The sequence below is a fragment of the Streptomyces sp. NPDC050636 genome, assembly GCF_040654775.1.
In the GTDB taxonomy this organism is placed as follows: Bacteria; Actinomycetota; Actinomycetes; order Streptomycetales; family Streptomycetaceae; genus Streptomyces.
The window spans coordinates 25,526-40,566 of the sequence record NZ_JBFAIP010000060.1; the positions used below are offsets into that span (position 1 = coordinate 25,526).

The 15,041-nt window shown below is 69.1% G+C and carries 14 protein-coding genes; 7 read left to right on the forward strand and 7 right to left on the reverse strand.

Annotated features, from left to right (window positions below):
• Window positions 1-4 precede the first annotated feature (4 nt).
• From AB0I10_RS29670 to AB0I10_RS29680, 3 genes are all read right to left on the reverse strand, one after another.
• Window positions 5-1,630, reverse strand: coding sequence for a four-carbon acid sugar kinase family protein (locus AB0I10_RS29670; protein WP_363155754.1), 1,626 nt, complete (start codon window positions 1,628-1,630; stop codon window positions 5-7).
• A gap of 224 nt (window positions 1,631-1,854) precedes the next feature.
• A complete protein-coding gene (locus AB0I10_RS29675; RefSeq protein WP_363155734.1) occupies window positions 1,855-2,589 on the reverse strand; it encodes a DeoR/GlpR family DNA-binding transcription regulator in 735 nt (244 codons plus the stop codon).
• A 561-nt stretch (window positions 2,590-3,150) separates the two neighbouring features.
• A complete protein-coding gene (locus AB0I10_RS29680; RefSeq protein ID WP_363155735.1) occupies window positions 3,151-3,852 on the reverse strand; it encodes a 2-phosphosulfolactate phosphatase in 702 nt (233 codons plus the stop codon).
• A gap of 45 nt (window positions 3,853-3,897) precedes the next feature.
• Between AB0I10_RS29680 and AB0I10_RS29685 the strand changes: the two genes are divergently transcribed.
• A complete protein-coding gene (locus AB0I10_RS29685; protein WP_363155736.1) occupies window positions 3,898-4,218 on the forward strand; it encodes a DUF6333 family protein in 321 nt (106 codons plus the stop codon).
• A gap of 429 nt (window positions 4,219-4,647) precedes the next feature.
• Here AB0I10_RS29685 and AB0I10_RS29690 read toward each other — a convergent pair whose 3' ends face one another.
• The 3 genes from AB0I10_RS29690 to AB0I10_RS29700 form a co-directional block, all read right to left on the reverse strand.
• Window positions 4,648-4,881, reverse strand: a complete 234-nt coding sequence (locus AB0I10_RS29690; RefSeq protein ID WP_363155737.1) for a DUF6296 family protein — start codon at window positions 4,879-4,881, stop codon at window positions 4,648-4,650.
• A gap of 254 nt (window positions 4,882-5,135) precedes the next feature.
• Window positions 5,136-5,366, reverse strand: coding sequence for a hypothetical protein (locus AB0I10_RS29695; protein WP_363155738.1), 231 nt, complete (start codon window positions 5,364-5,366; stop codon window positions 5,136-5,138).
• A complete protein-coding gene (locus AB0I10_RS29700) occupies window positions 5,363-5,605 on the reverse strand; it encodes a DUF6400 family protein (protein ID WP_363155739.1) in 243 nt (80 codons plus the stop codon). Before AB0I10_RS29700 ends, AB0I10_RS29695 begins: the two co-directional genes overlap by 4 nt.
• Window positions 5,606-6,220: 615 nt before the next feature.
• Here AB0I10_RS29700 and AB0I10_RS29705 point away from each other — a divergent pair.
• Both AB0I10_RS29705 and AB0I10_RS29710 read left to right on the forward strand, forming a co-directional pair.
• Entirely contained in the window at window positions 6,221-7,921 is a 1,701-nt protein-coding gene (locus AB0I10_RS29705; protein ID WP_363155740.1) for an amidohydrolase, read from the forward strand.
• Window positions 7,922-7,933: 12 nt separating this feature from the next.
• Entirely contained in the window at window positions 7,934-9,016 is a 1,083-nt protein-coding gene (locus AB0I10_RS29710) for a hypothetical protein (protein WP_363155741.1), read from the forward strand.
• A 21-nt stretch (window positions 9,017-9,037) separates the two neighbouring features.
• Here AB0I10_RS29710 and AB0I10_RS29715 read toward each other — a convergent pair whose 3' ends face one another.
• Entirely contained in the window at window positions 9,038-10,309 is a 1,272-nt protein-coding gene (locus AB0I10_RS29715; RefSeq protein WP_363155742.1) for an ROK family protein, read from the reverse strand.
• Window positions 10,310-10,461: 152 nt separating this feature from the next.
• On the opposite strand from AB0I10_RS29715, the gene AB0I10_RS29720 reads away from it, so the two are divergent.
• The 4 genes from AB0I10_RS29720 to AB0I10_RS29735 are packed head-to-tail and all read left to right on the forward strand — an operon-like array spanning window position 10,462 to window position 14,996.
• Window positions 10,462-11,778 (forward strand): sugar ABC transporter substrate-binding protein, encoded by a 1,317-nt coding sequence (locus AB0I10_RS29720; RefSeq protein WP_363155743.1) that lies wholly within the window; start codon window positions 10,462-10,464, stop codon window positions 11,776-11,778.
• The gene (locus AB0I10_RS29725) at window positions 11,775-12,701 is read left to right on the forward strand and encodes a sugar ABC transporter permease (RefSeq protein ID WP_363155744.1); all 927 of its coding nucleotides are present in this window, start codon (window positions 11,775-11,777) and stop codon (window positions 12,699-12,701) included. Before AB0I10_RS29720 ends, AB0I10_RS29725 begins: the two co-directional genes overlap by 4 nt.
• Window positions 12,694-13,581 carry a carbohydrate ABC transporter permease gene (locus AB0I10_RS29730; protein WP_363155745.1) on the forward strand — a complete coding sequence of 296 codons (888 nt, stop codon included), beginning with the start codon at window positions 12,694-12,696 and terminating at the stop codon, window positions 13,579-13,581. Before AB0I10_RS29725 ends, AB0I10_RS29730 begins: the two co-directional genes overlap by 8 nt.
• The gene (locus tag AB0I10_RS29735) at window positions 13,578-14,996 is read left to right on the forward strand and encodes a GH1 family beta-glucosidase (protein ID WP_363155746.1); all 1,419 of its coding nucleotides are present in this window, start codon (window positions 13,578-13,580) and stop codon (window positions 14,994-14,996) included. The genes AB0I10_RS29730 and AB0I10_RS29735 overlap by 4 nt, the downstream gene beginning before the upstream one ends.
• Window positions 14,997-15,041: the final 45 nt, after the last annotated feature.

Consider the following 15,041-nt stretch of genomic DNA (forward strand, 5'->3'; position numbering starts at 1 on the left):
GGAGTTACCTCTCGGGGTGTTGCGGGGCGGGTGCTGGGGGCGGGTGCTGGGGGTCGGCGTCTGGTTCGGGCGCTGGTTCGGGCACCTGGCTCCGGCTCGGATTCGGATTCAGGTTCAGGTTCGGATTCGCCAGGTTCGTACCGGGAACGTTGAGTTGGCCCGCATCAGGGACGCCGAGTTGATCCGTGCCGGGGTGATCCTCCGTACGGGACTGGGCTGCACAGGGCTGCTCCGCACGCAACTCGCCCGGATCGGGCTGCTGCTCCGCACGCAACTCGCCCGCACCGGACCGCTGCTCCACACACCACTCACCCGCACCGGACCGCTCCGCGCCCGACGGATACGCGCCCGACGGATACGCGCTCAGCATGTTGCGCGTGCAGGCCGCGCGCAGGTGTTCCAGGCAGTCGCGGGTGGCGTCCGGCCCGCCGATCAGGCCGCCCTTTGTGGCGAAGGGCAGCCCTTCGTACGGCCCTCCCACCAGGTGCCCCGCGACAGCCAGCGGCAGCACCTCGGTCTCGATGGCGAAGCCGTCCGCGCCGAGTGCGGACGTGACGGCGGCGGCGACGTCGCCGCCCGACGCGTACAGCCCGCCGGGCCCAAGCCCGGCCACCGCGCGGCGGGCGACCTCGGCGAGGCAGCGCAGGATGCGCGCGGCGCTATCGGGATCGGACACGGCGGCCGCTCCAGGGGCGGCACACCACGGCTCGGGCGCCACCCGGACGCCGAGGACCGTGGCCCCCTCCTCCGCCGCCGCCCGCAGCGCTCCCAGTATCCGATCGGGGTCCGGGTCGGCGGGGTCGAGGTCTGCCCAGCGGGCACCGAGAGCGGCCTCCGTACGGGCGAGTTGGTCACGCGTACGGTCCGTGACGCTGCCGACGACCGCCAGGATGCGAGCGGGCGGACCGCCCTCGGGACGAAGGCCGAGCTCGGCGGCGAGGGCCGCGCCGAAGGGGCCGGAGTCCACCGCGACCCAGCGGACCCCGTCCTCGTCGGCCAGGCGGGCGGCGGCCACCGCGACGGTCCTCAGGTGTGCGTTGTCGGTGGCGTCGCAGACCACGATTTCGGCCCGGCTCTCGCGCAACGCCGCCGCGACCGCGTCCGGTCCACGCTCCACCACATCCAGCGTCAGCTCCGCCGCACTCCGTCCGCTCTGCGCCCTCAGCACCTCCGTGACCCGTGAATGCCGGACGGGGTCGAACGGGTCGCGTGCGACGGCGGTACGAGTGAGCGGCACACCGTCGACGAGGTGCAGTCCGCCGATGGTGGTGCGGCCCGCGTCGGGGAAGGCCGGGACGGCGAGCACCCGGATACGGCCCGAGGGGGCGCGTGCGGTGAGCACATCGACGACCGCATCGAGTTCGGTTCCCGGATTGCCCCGCAGTGTGGTGTCGACCCGCTTCACCACAAGGGGCACGTCGCCCGCCGTTTCCGCGGCTGCACGGACAGCCGCGTAGGCGCGGGCGGGGGGCCAGTGCCGGGAGGAGGTGTTGACGACGAGTACGTCCACCCGGTGCGTGTAGCGCCGCACTTGGGCAAGGTCCCCGACTGTGACGGCCCGTAGACCGAGCCTCGTGTAGAGCGCTCCGGTCGCGTTGCTTCCGGTGAGGTCATCGCCGATGACGAGCACCTGTGCCAAGAGGTCCCCTCCCGTCGCCTCCGGTGCCAGTTCCGAGAACCTGACCTCGCCCTCAACCCTGAGCCCTGAACCCCGAACCCGACCTGAACCGAAGTGACCGAACCACGCAATCCATGATGCGCGATTCACGCAATTCAGAGTGACGATCCGTCCGACGGGCTGTCAAGGGTTTGCACGGCCGTGCTCCAGGCCGAAAACGGGCGGCGAGGCACCGGCTACGTCGCGTGCACCGACCGCACCGACCGCACCGACCAAGCCGCTTCGGCGAACACGGCCAACTGCTCGCCGTCGGCCCCGGATATCAGCCCCGTTCCGGCCGGCATGGCCGCCCAATAGGGAAAGCCCCCTCCACCGGCGAGCTTGGAATGGTCGGCGAGCACCCAGCAGTCACGGGCACACTCGGCCATCGTCTCCTTCAGAGCGGCCTGTTCGTAGTCCGGGCAGTTGATGCCCCGGCCGGGATCGAGGCCGTCGACGCCGAGGAAGGCGATGTCCGGGGTGAGGCGACGCAGCGCCTGTTCCGTCCGGGTGCCGAGGAGTGACTCATTGGGGCGCCGCAACCGGCCGCCCAGCACCACGACATCCACCTCGGCATCCGCCAACTCCACCAGTGTGGAAAGCCCGTTGGTGACGACGGTGACATCGGTGCGGTCCCTGAGCTCATGCGCCAGCCTGGCGACGGTGGTACCCGCGTCGAGCAGCACGACATCGCCGCTGCGGACCAGCCCCGCCGCGGCGCGGGCGATGGCATCCTTCTCGGTGCGCTGGACACGCTCCTTGTCGTGCCAGGACCGCTCCACCACACGGTGGTCGACGGCACCGCCGTACGTACGGGTGATCCGGCCGGCATCGGCCAGCGCGGCCAGGTCACGGCGGATGGTGGACAGTGATACGTCGAACTCGGCTGCCAGATCGTGCACGCTGACGTCGTCATCACCGAGCAACGCCACCAGGCACTCCCGACGTCTCCGGGTGGCCGAACGTTCCCCATTGCTCATTTCACTGCCCGCCTCTGCCTGCCACCGCCCGTCTGCTCGCTCGCACGGCGGTCCAGTTGCGTGAATCGCGCAAGTCGAGATTAGCAGTCGCCCACAGTTGCCCCAGGCTCCGTATCCAGGTCCCAGATGAACAACGACCCCAGATCGTTGGTCCTGTTCGATCTCGTTGGACCACCGCCGCCGGATGGTGTCCCAGTTGGCCGGGGCGGAGACTGATTTCTCACGCGATGTTGTCGCTCAGTCGGATTCGCCCCAGCTCTGCGCTCCCGTGGCCAGGGCAGGTGATCCGAAAACGCTGCCGTGGAAACGGGGTTTGTGACGGATCTCGTGAGCCATTGCCGCACGAGGAGATCATCCGGCTCCGCGAAGCCGCCGCCGTCGCCGTCGCCGCAACAACAACTCGGGTCAGCCGCCTGCCGCCGCCCCGAACCACCGCCATCGGGACATGCAGTTGATACCGCATACCCGACAGGGTGCTCGCTCCCGCATGCTGAAAGTAGACCTCACCAGCGATCAGACCGGGTCCTCGTCAGTCAGCGAAGCCATCGCGCGTGGACGCAGGACCATGAGCGAGTCTTCCAAGGTCGCCACCATGGCAAAGGGGAATCGGTCGACCTCAAGACAGAGTGCAACGTCATCAGGATGGACTCCTTGGCGCACCCCCTCCGCCAGTTCGGCGGCGGCGCGCGACTCGGCAGCACGGCGGAGGAACTCAGCAGCATCCGTCCCCGCCTCGGTGGCCCTCCGAGCGATGTATTGAGCACACGCCAGATCTTCATCGGCCTGCCCATCCTCGCCAGTGACCACGAACGTGACACTGTCACTCTCGCGCGTCCGCAAGAGCTGAGCCGTTGCCTCCGCCACCACGAAGCTGGCGCACAGCACCAGCGGCGCTTCCTTGACCGCAAGGGCGCCGACCGTCCCTGCCGTGGTTTTCTGCACAACGGTCCGTCCGCCAAGGTCAATAGACCGCAGCAGGCCCGGGGAGTTGACGGTGTCGAACCCGGGCGCGGGCGGACCGTCTTTGAGCGCCACCCAATCCGGGTGGCGGGACTTGAGCGCCAGGGCTTCGTCCAGCGACTCAGCAAGAACGATCTTTTCCGCCCCCTGGGCAAAGGCCCAGGCAGCCACGGTGAAAGCACGCATGACGTCGACTACGACCGCCACGGACGGGGCTTCGACCAGATCGGCGATGCCAAGGAAACGAGTGTCCATTCTGGTCATGATCGCGCATGCCCGACCCGAGGCACCCAGAGAGTGATGCGCGTCACATCGACGGTCTCGGAGTGCAACACCTCCAGCCGACTCCCGCCCGGCCTGCCGGACGGGTTGCCGTCCGGAGAAATCGTCTCCGCCCTCGGCGTCACCGCTCAGGAGCTGGAGGACATCGGCATCGACCTGGAGGAGGATCCCAGCGAGATCGAGTGGGCCGATTTTGTCGCCCTGGCGCTGGGCGAGGCGGACCCCTGGCCCTTGGGGCAACTTCAGCCCTCCGCCTTCCGCGTGCGTCACGCCGAGTCCTACACCAGCTGTGAGTCCTACACCAGCTGTATGGAGTACCTGTACTTCATCGACGGGTGATCAACACGCTTTCCCGTCACGCCGGTTGACATGTCGACGCACCCCTATCCCCTATCAGCTATCCCCTCTCTACTCGCCTGCGGATGGGTCCAGGGTGGGTGGGCGGCGCGTAGACGTCACGGGGGCCTCACGCAACGAGACCGACCGGCCGCGGCACATCACCACTACGGGCACCGACGTCGGCCTGCCAGCATCCGCCCGCCGGTACACCGTGCGTGACCTGCGGTGTCAGATCAGCAACCACACCGCCGGAACGCTGACCGCCACGGCCCCGGTCCACACCACGACCCTGCCGCGCGTGAACGCGGCCCCTTGAGCAGACCGTCGCCCCTGAGCGTCATCCCCACGCATCTTCCATGAGCGTCGCCTGTCAGGATCGCCCATCGGCTCGTTCCATGCGCAAGGCAGGCGCGGTGGCTCGCCCCCTGGTCAAGGGGTCAGTGGCCGCGCCGCCAGCGGTGCCCGAAGCACTTGATGGCCCCCACTGGCCAGCATGCGCACTTCGCCTCGGTCGCTGATCTCCGCGCGTACGATTCCCGATTCGTCCTCGTAGATCGGGTACCCGCCCGCCCCCGCCCTTTCGGTGCGCCGGACGACCACCACGTCGTCTTCCACGACGGACGCTTGAAATACCAGCTCGTAGCTTTCCGGGTAATCCTCCATGGTGGCCTCCCGACAAGGCTCTGCAGGGGCCTGGAGCGCCGCTCCGTCCTCCGCCGCCGCGCGCCGCCGTACCTGGGCGCATATCCATCGTCTCCCAGGCCCGCCTGCCGCGCCTCAGGAGGACAAGGAGGGGGTCTACGGAAGGGGTCTACGGAGGGGGTCCATGGAGGGGGTCCATGGAGGGGGTCCATGGAGGGTCTACGGAGGGCGGATACCTGATGACGCAACGCGACCGCTTCCGGGGCGAAATCGCCTCAGGACGTCGCGCGGCCGCCCGCTCCGAAACCCGACTCCCAGGCCCACAGGTGGGTGCAGTTGGGGCACTGCAGATGCAGCACGCTGCCCTTGTTCGACAGCAGATAGCGCCAGTGGTCCCTGCAGGTGCGGCCATCGACGCAGCTCGTGCAGTCCGTGTGGTCATGACACCCCGGGCAGGGCACCCACGCCCGACGGCCGATATCGGCGGTGGGGTCGAGCGGAATCATGATCGTTCCCGGCCAGCGGCCGGCAGGACATCAGCAGCGACCAGCATGTCGTAGGTGGCCTGCTGCTCCGCGTCCAGGCCGGAGTAAAGCAGCCGGTGAGCCTCCGTCTCGGCCGCCATCACCGCAATGGGGTCCCAGGTGTCCCCCAGCGCAGCGAGTACTTCGGTCCGCCGCCGGGCTTCGTGCTCGGTGAGGTCGAACTCGAATATCTGGTGGTCCGAGGTATTGCGGTCGATCATGGTGCGCTTCCCATGCCACGTGCGGATGATTCGGACGTGTCTACCAAGGGGGACGGCATTGAGGAAGCGTCAGACCAGGAAAGGCGAGCGACATAATCGGCATAGGCACCCAAAGTCGTGTCGTTGACGGGTGCTTTTATTCCTAATTTTCCGTTTTGTCAACAATGGAAAGGGTGATGGATCTCATTCATGCCATGGTGGCGAGAGTCCGACATTCGATACGGCCGTCATGCGGCGCGCCAATGGTGACGCTTCCCGTCCTCTCTGGCGCTTGGGGCCAGAGGGCGGCCTGAGCGTCAGCCGGGCAGGCGCCGGACCGCGACGGTTCTCGGCACTCAGGACGCCACGCGCGATGCCGATGAACACCTGGGCGGCGACGCCAGCGCGCCGATCGCGGCCGCGAGGCGGGGGCCCGCGAAGGCGGCCGTGATGGCCGGCGCCCCTCCCACTCCGCCGCCTCCACCTCCAGTGCGGACCGGGACTCGCTCGCTCTCCGCCACATCGGCCCCGCTCCGCTCGGCATTCGTTCACCCAGGCCCGGGCCCTGGCGAGTTAATCAGCACGCTACGTAAACAACGTTGACACAAAGTGTCACGACCTGTTCCATCGGCGAACATGGCCACGGAATCGACGGACCTCACCACCACCCCGGCTCCCAACCCCACCCCGGACACCGCAGATCTCGTCTTCCTCTCCGGCCCCGTGCACACCGTCGACCCCGCGCGCAGCCGGGCGAGCGCGGTGGCGGTGCGCGGGGACCGTATCGTCGCCGTCGGGCACGAGGGGGAGATCCATGACCTCATCGGCCCTGGTACGGAGATCGTCGATCTGCAGGGCAGGCTGCTCATCCCCGGCTTCCAGGATGCCCATGTCCATCCGGTCGGCGGCGGGCTGGAGTTGGGCCGGTGCGATCTGAGTTCGGCGGTCACGGCCGACGCATATCGGGAACTGATCCAAGCGTATGCCGCGGCGCATCCGAACGTGCCGTGGATCACCGGTGGCGGCTGGTCCCTGGAGGCGTTCCCCGGCGGCCGGCCGACTCGGGAGTTCCTGGACGCCATCGTCCCCGACCGCCCGGTCTTCCTGGTCAACCGCGACCACCACGGCGGCTGGGCCAACTCCCGCGCCCTGGAACTGGCCGGCCTCACCTCCCGTACGCCCGACCCTGCCGACGGGCGCATCGAGCGCGACGCCGCGGGCGCGCCGTCCGGCATGCTCCAGGAGGGGGCCATGGGACCCGTGGCCGACCTCATTCCGGAACCGACCCTCGACGAACGCACCGCGGGCCTGCTCAGGGCCCAGCGCCTGCTGCATTCGTACGGGGTGACCGCCTGGCAGGACGCGATACTCGGCCGGGCTTGTGGAATGGCCGATCCGACTCCCGCCTATCTGGCGGCCGAGCGCGACGGAACGCTGACCGCCCGGGTGACGGGGGCACTGTGGTGGGACCGGTCCCGTGGCGTGGAGCAGATTGCTGAACTCCTGGAAAAGCGAGCGGAGTTGACGGGTGGTCGGCTGCGGGCGACCAGCGTGAAGATCATGCAGGACGGGATCGCCGAGAACCACACGGCGGCCATGCTCGGCCCGTACCTCACCGCGTGCGGCTGCGTGTCCGACAACAGCGGTATCTCGTTCATCGAGCCCGAGGAGCTGCGGACGTACGTCAGCCGGCTGGACGCCGAAGGGTTCCAGGTGCATTTCCACGCATTGGGCGACCGGGCCGTGCGCGAGGCCCTGGACGCGGTCGAGGCGGCCCGGCGGGTCAACGGCCGGCGGGACACCCGGCCTCACCTCGCCCATCTCCAGGTCGTACACCCCGATGACGTGCCGCGTTTCCGCAGGCTCGGGGCAACAGCGAACATCCAGGCACTCTGGGCGGCCCACGAGCCGCAGATGGACGAGCTGACCATCCCTTTCCTGGGGCCTCAACGAGCCGCCCGGCAATATCCGTTCGGCGATCTGCTGCGCTCCGGTGCGACCCTGGCGGCGGGCAGCGACTGGCCGGTCAGCTCGCCCGACCCGATGGCCGCCCTGCACGTCGCGGTCAACCGCCGGACGCCGGACGCACCGCCCTCGGCGCCGGTCTTCCTGCCCGAGCAGCGCATCGACCTCGGCTCTGCGCTCGCCGCGTACACGGCGGGCAGCGCGTACGCCAACCACCTCGACGACACCGGCAGCATCCAGTGTGGAAAACTCGCCGACCTGGTCGTCCTGGACCGCGACCCCTTCGACGGACACAGTGCGGAGATCGCGGAGACGCGCGTCCTGCAGACGTTCGTCGGGGGGCGACGGGTGTACGCGGCCGATGATGCGTGAGAATCGCCGGTGATGCGTACCCCACCCCGCCCCATCGACGTCACCGCGGCGCTGCCCGAACTGGCCGCCCACGCCAGGGAGACGACCCGGCTGCACCCGAGGCCGGGAGCACCGACGACCGCCGACAGTTCGATCGGCGGTCCCCTGCTCTGGCCTGCCGACGAGCCGTGGCCGGTCTGTTCCGCTCCGCGCATGGTGCGTCGTGGCGAGCCGGTGCCGCCCACACTCACAGCCGGGCTGAAGCAGGCCCAGGCCGAGCGGGAGGAACGGCGGCGGTCAGGTCTCGGGTCGAGGCCCACCCGGGAGCAGCTGGCGCTGCTCGACGACCCTGCCCTCCGTGGCAAGAGCGTCAACCTGGTCGACTACACCGCGCATTGGTACGAGCCCGAGGCCCATCCCGAGCCCAACCCGCTGGTCGCCATCGCCCAGCTGCACGCCCGCGACATCCCCACGGTGGCCTTCCCGTCGGGGACCGACCTCCTTCAGGTCCTGTGGTGCCCCACCGATCACCAGGACCTGCCCGGCCAGACCCGCTACTGGGGCCCGGCCGTACACCTCGTGTGGCGCCGGGCGGCCGACGTCACGCCCGCGCCCAACCACCGCGGCACAGCGCCTCCGGATCCCCATGACGCGAACGACTCCTACCTCCCCGCGCCGTGCGTACTGCATCCCGAGCAGGTGACCGAGTACCAGTACGCGGATCTGCTCCCCCACTCGCCCCCGGACGCGCCCCTCGACGCGCTCCGCGACCGCCTGCACGCTCTCGATGATCTGTGGGAGAGCGAGACCGGGTACTCGTACCAGTACGACCTGTCGATCGCTCCCGGTTGCAAGGCCGGCGGCTGGGCGTCCTGGCATCTCACCGACCCGGTGGCCGTCGACTGTCGGTGCGGTGCTCCCATGGACGTACTGCTCACGCTCGACAGCCGCGAGTGGGACGGTGGCAGCAAGAGCTGGCGGCCGGTCGAAGACGTGGTGGCGGACCAGGTCGGCGCCGCCGGGCCGACGGGGTTGACCCACGGTCGCTGGGGTGCGCTACGGATCTTCGTCTGCCCCACCGACCCCACCCATGCGCACCGGCTCAACATCCAGTAACCCGGGATCCGGTAACCCCACTCACCTCACGGGCCCCTGCCCCCGCCTCCCCCCGTTCGCGAAGAAGTCCGCGAGCGGCAGGGTCGCGGCGCCCACCGTGACCGCATCCGGCCCGAGCGTCCCCATGTCGATGGTGACGCGTCCGGCCGGGTGCGCCAGGGCGTATGCGGTGGCATGGGCGCGGACGGCGGGCAGGAGGTGCGGTCCGAGCTGGAGGCCGGCCCAGCCGCCGATGAGGACGCGTTCGGGGCTGAAGAGGTTGATCAGGTCGGAGATGCCCGCGCCGAGGTACTCCGCGGTCTCCTCCAGGACGGAGCGGGCCGTGGGGTCGGGCGGGACGGCGGCCTCCTGCGGATAGGCGGCGGCCACCAGCGCCGCCACCGCCGTCTCCTCGTCGGCGCCCTCGGGCGGTCGGCCGCCGGCTTCCTGCCAGCGCTCCAGCAGCGCCTCGGCTCCGGTGTACGCCTCCAGGCAGCCGCGGGCGCCACAGCGGCAGCGCCGGCCGCGGACGCTGACCGTCAGATGCCCCCCTTCGCCGGCGCTGTCGCGTTCGCCACCGTGGATGACGCCGTCGGTGACGATGCAGGCGCCGACTCCGGAGCCCAGCAGCACGATCACCGCGTCTTTCGCGCCCCGGCCGCCGCCGAACCACATTTCGGCCTGGCCTAGCGCCTTGGCACCGTTGTTGAGGAAGAAGCGCACGCCGGCGGGGAGTTGGACCGCCTGGCGCAGCAGGGCTTCCAGGGGGACGGCGTGCCAGCCGATGGTCTGGCCGTGTACCACGGCGCCGTCGGGGCCGCCCCGGTCGAGGATTCCGGGGACTCCGACGCCGATACCGAGCAGCCGGTCGGGGGCGACATCGCCGCCCTTCAGCACCGCGGCTATCCCGTCGGCTATGTGATCGACAATCAGGTCCACGTCGTAGCCGTGGCGGTGTGTCTGATGGTGCGTCAACAGACGTTCAGCGCGGGCGAGTTCTACGAGAGTGATGTCGAACAACTCGACCCTGACCCGGGTTTCGCCGACGTCCACGCCGATCAGGAAGCCACTCGACGGGGCCACCCGCAGCAGGGTGCGTGGTCGTCCGCCGTCGGATTCGACCATGCCGGCCTCCTCCAGCAGCCCTTCTTCGGTGAGTTCGGCGACGACGTTGCTGACGGATCCTGAACTGAGTCCCGTTTCGGGGACAAGCGCCTGCCGGCTCATGGGGCCGTCGGAATACAACTTTTGCAGAACCGCGGTGCGGTTGGCACGTCGCAGGTCACGCACGGTTCGTTGGGCGCGCTCGGCCATCTGGTCCCCTCCCGGCCCGCAACCCGCAGGCGTCGGATCTCTTGACGTGACCTTCTCTCGGGCTTTAACTCACACCCTAAGTTAAGCCATGAAGCCGTTCAGGAACTGAACATGGCCGACCTCCGGACTCCTCAGAGAGAGGCGTATCCGTCATGCGCATACTCCGAGCCGCGACCGTCACCGCCACCGTCACCGCGCTCGCCACCGCGGCCTCCGGATGCGGCGGTGGTACGACCTTCGGCGGCGGTGGCAACAACGACTCCCCCAAAACGCTGACGTATTGGGCGTCCAACCAGGGGCCGAACGTCGAGGCGGACAAGAAGATCCTGGGGCCTGAACTGAAGAAGTTCGAGCGGCGGACCGGGATCAAGGTGAAGCTGGAGGTGATCCCATGGCCGGATCTGCTGAACCGGATCCTGGCCGCCACCACGTCGGGCCAGGGTCCCGACGTGCTCAACATCGGCAACACCTGGTCCGCCTCGCTCCAGGCCACCGGTGCGCTGCTCCCCTGGGACAAACGGAACTTCGACAGCATCGGCGGGCGTGACCGGTTCGTGGCACCGGCACTGGGCGCCACAGGCGCGGCAGGCAAGGACCCGGCCGCGGTGCCGCTGTACTCGCTGACCTACGCGCTCTACTACAACAAGCAGATGTTCAAGGACGCCGGGATCAGTCGACCCCCGTCCACCTGGGACGAGTTGGTGGCAGACGGCAAGAAGCTGTCCAAGGACGGAAAGTGGGCTCTGGGAGCCGAGGGCGGACAGCTCGCCACCAACATCCATCAGGCCTTCGTTCTCGGCAAGCAGCATGGCGCCGACTTCTTCGACAGCGCCGGCAAACCCACGTTCACCTCGGACGGCGCGGTCGCGGCGGTCAAGCAGTATGTCGACTTCATGGCCAAGGACAAGATCATCGCCCCGGGCAACGCCGAGTACGGACAGAACCAGTCGCTCAGGGACTTCGCCAAGGGCAGGACCGCGATGGTGCTGTGGCAGGCCGCGGCCACCACCTTCGCGGCCGACGGGATGAAGCCGGCGGAGTGGGGCGTCGTCCCGGTGCCCGTCGCGTCCGGCACACCGGGCACCGGCAGGCAGACCAACTCCATGCTCGCCGGCATCAATATCGCCGTCTTCAAGAACACCCACAATCTGAACGGCGCACGGAAGTTCGTGAAGTTCATGACGAGCGACGCCGAACAGCGGCTGCTCAACAAGACGTATGGCGCCATTCCGCCCGTCAAGGCCGCCCAGAAGGACCCGGCGTTCAACAGCCAGGAGACGAAGGTGCTGCGCGAAACCCTCACCAAGAGTGCCGCGCCACTCCCCCAGATCGCCGACGAGGCGCAGTTCGAGACGTCCGTCGGCACCGCGATCAAGGATCTGTTCGCCGATGCGGCGGCCGGCGAACCCGTGACCACGGAATCGGTCAAAGCGCGGCTGGCCAAGGCAGAACAGCAGATGGCGCAGTGAAGCCGCGCCTTGCCCGCCTGCGTCGTAGCGGGCTGCCGTATCTGCTTCTGCTGCCCGCGCTGCTGCTGGAGCTGCTGGTCCACCTCGTGCCGATGGCCATCGGCATCGTCATGAGCTTCAAGGAGCTGACCCGGTTCTACATCGGCAACTGGGGCGCGGCCCCGGGAAAGGGACTGGGCAACTACCGGATCACCGTGGATCTGGACGCGCCGGCCGGTGCCGCGCTGCTGCACTCGTTCCTGGTCACCTGTGCGTTCACCGTGCTGACCGTCGGGCTGTGCTGGCTCCTCGGCACCGCGGCCGCGATCTTCCTTCAGGAGAACTTCAGGGGCCGCGGCCTGCTGCGGGCCGTCTTCCTCACCCCGTACGCGCTACCGGTCTACGCCGCGGTGATCACTTGGGCGTTCCTGTTCCAAAGGGACAACGGCCTGGTCAATCATGTCCTGCACGACCAGTTGCAACTCACCGACGAGCGGCCGTTCTGGCTGCTGGGCGGCAACAGCTTCGTCGCGCTGGTCGTCGTCGCCGTCTGGAAGACCTGGCCGTTCGCGTTCCTCATCGTGATGGCCGCGCTCCAGAACATCCCCAAGGACCTCTACGAGGCCGCGGCCCTCGACGGCGCGGGCGTCCGCCAGCAGATCCGCAGGATCACCCTGCCGTCGCTGCGGCCCATCAACCAGGTCCTGGTGCTGGTGCTGTTCCTGTGGACGTTCAACGACTTCAACACTCCGTATGTGCTGTTCGGCAAGGCCGCTCCGGAGGCCGCCGACCTGATCTCCATCCACATCTACCAGTCCTCGTTCGTCACCTGGAACTTCGGCACCGGCTCGGCCATGTCCGTCCTGCTGCTGCTCTTCCTGCTCGTGGTGACGGCCGGCTATCTCCTGGCCACGTCGCGAGGAAGGAAGCACACCGATGGCTAGCCCGTCCGTACGCGCCTGCGCTGCCCGCCGGCGCTCCCCCATGGCGCCGCCCCGGTCCTTCATCTGGACCCGCCGGATCTTCCTCACCGCGCTGATCGGCTTCGTCCTGCTGCCCGTGTACGTCATGCTCAGCAGCTCGCTGAAGCCCCTGGAGGACGTGTCGGGTGCCTTCCGCTGGCTGCCCAGCGAGGTGACGATCCGTCCGTACCTCGACATCTGGAAGACCGTCCCGCTGGCCCGGTACTTCACCAACTCGCTGATCGTGGCGGGCTCGGCGACGGTCTGCTCGGTGGTCATCGCGGTGTTCGCCGCGTATGCCGTCAGCCGCTACCGCTTCCGCGGCAAGCGGGTCTTCACCGTCACGGTCCTGTCCACCCAGATGTTCCCGGGCATCCTCTTTCTGCTGCCGCTGTTCCTGATCTTCGTCAACATCGGGAACACCACCGGTATCGCCCTCTACGGCTCGCGCGGCGGCCTCATCCTGACCTATCTGACCTTCTCCCTCCCGTTCTCCATCTGGATGCTGACCGGGTACTTCGCATCGGTGCCGCGCGAGCTGGACGAGGCCGCCTACGTGGACGGCTGCGGTCCGCTCGGCGCGCTCTTCCGGGTCGTGGTACCGGCCGCGCTGCCAGGGATCATCGCGGTCGCCGTGTACGCGTTCATGACCGCCTGGGGCGAGGTGCTGTTCGCCTCCGTCATGACCAACGACACCACCCGCACCCTCTCGGTCGGCCTGCAGGGCTATGCCACGCAGACCGACGTCTACTGGAACCAGGTCATGGCCGCCTCCCTGGTCGTCAGCGTCCCGGTGGTCGCGGGGTTCCTGCTCCTGCAGCGCTATCTGGTCGCCGGGCTCACCGCCGGGGCCGTCAAATGACCCATGCCGAAAGGACCTCCGTGACCGACCGGACCGACTCCGCCCGGACCGACTTCGCCCGGATCGACTTCGCCGCCCTGCCGGACGACTTCGCCTGGGGCGTGGCCACGTCGGCGTACCAGATCGAGGGAGCCGTCGCCGAGGACGGCCGCGGCCGCTCCATCTGGGACACGTACTCGCACACCCCGGGGAAGACCGACAGCGGCGACACCGGCGATACGGCCTGCGATCACTATCACCGGTGGCGCGGGGACATCGGGCTGATGCGGCAACTGGGCGTCGGTGCCTACCGGTTCTCGATCGCCTGGCCGCGGATCGTCCCGAACGGCGTCGGCCCGGTCAACGCCAAGGGCCTGGCCTTCTACGACCGGCTCGTGGACGGCCTCCTCGAAGCGGGCATCACCCCGTCCGCCACCCTCTACCACTGGGATCTTCCGCAGGCGCTGCAGGACCGCGGCGGCTGGCCCGAGCGGGAGACCGCCGAGCATCTCGCGGCGTACGCCTCGGCCGTCGCGGAGAAGCTCGGTGACCGCGTCCGCCACTGGGCCACGCTCAACGAGCCGCTGTGCTCCGCCTGGATCGGCCATCTCGAAGGCCGGATGGCGCCGGGCGTCACGGATCTCACGGCGGCGGTGCGCGCCTCGTACCATCTGCTGCTCGGGCACGGCCTGGCCACGCAGGCGATACGGGCCGCGGCGCCGGAGGCCGAGGTGGGCATCGTCAACAACCTCAGCACCGTCGAGCCCGCCACCGGCTCGGAGGCCGATGCCGCGGCGGCGCGGCGGATGGACGGGCACACCAATCGCTGGTGGCTCGACCCCGTCCACGGCCGCGGCTTTCCGGCGGACATGCGCGAGGTGTACGGGGTGGACCTGCCGGAACGGGCCGGTGACCTGGAGACCATCGCCCAGCCGCTGGACTGGCTGGGGCTGAACTACTACTTCCCGGCCGTCGTCACCGGCGAGCCGTCCGGCCCGCCGCCGTTCGCCCGCCAGGTGCGCCGGCTGCACGTCCCCAGGACCGGCATGGACTGGGAGATCGACGCCGGGGGCATCGAGACACTGCTGCTGCGGCTCACCCGCGAGTACGCGCCGCGCAAGATCTATGTCACCGAGAACGGCTCCGCCTACCCCGATGTCGTACGCCCCGAGGGCACGGTCGAAGACCCCGAGCGGACCGCATATCTGCATGAGCATGTAACGGCGTGCGCCCGCGCGGCCCGTAAGGGGGCGCCCCTCGCGGGCTATTTCGCCTGGTCGCTGATGGACAACTTCGAGTGGGCCTACGGCTACGACAAGCGCTTCGGCCTGTTCCATGTCGACTACGCGACCCAGCGCCGCACGCTCAAGGACAGCGGCCGGCACTACGCCGAGCTGATCCGCAGCCATCCGCGCCGCACCCCGCGAGCGGCCTGAGCCGCGGACGTGCGACGGGCCGGCCCCGCGACTGCACCGCGGGGC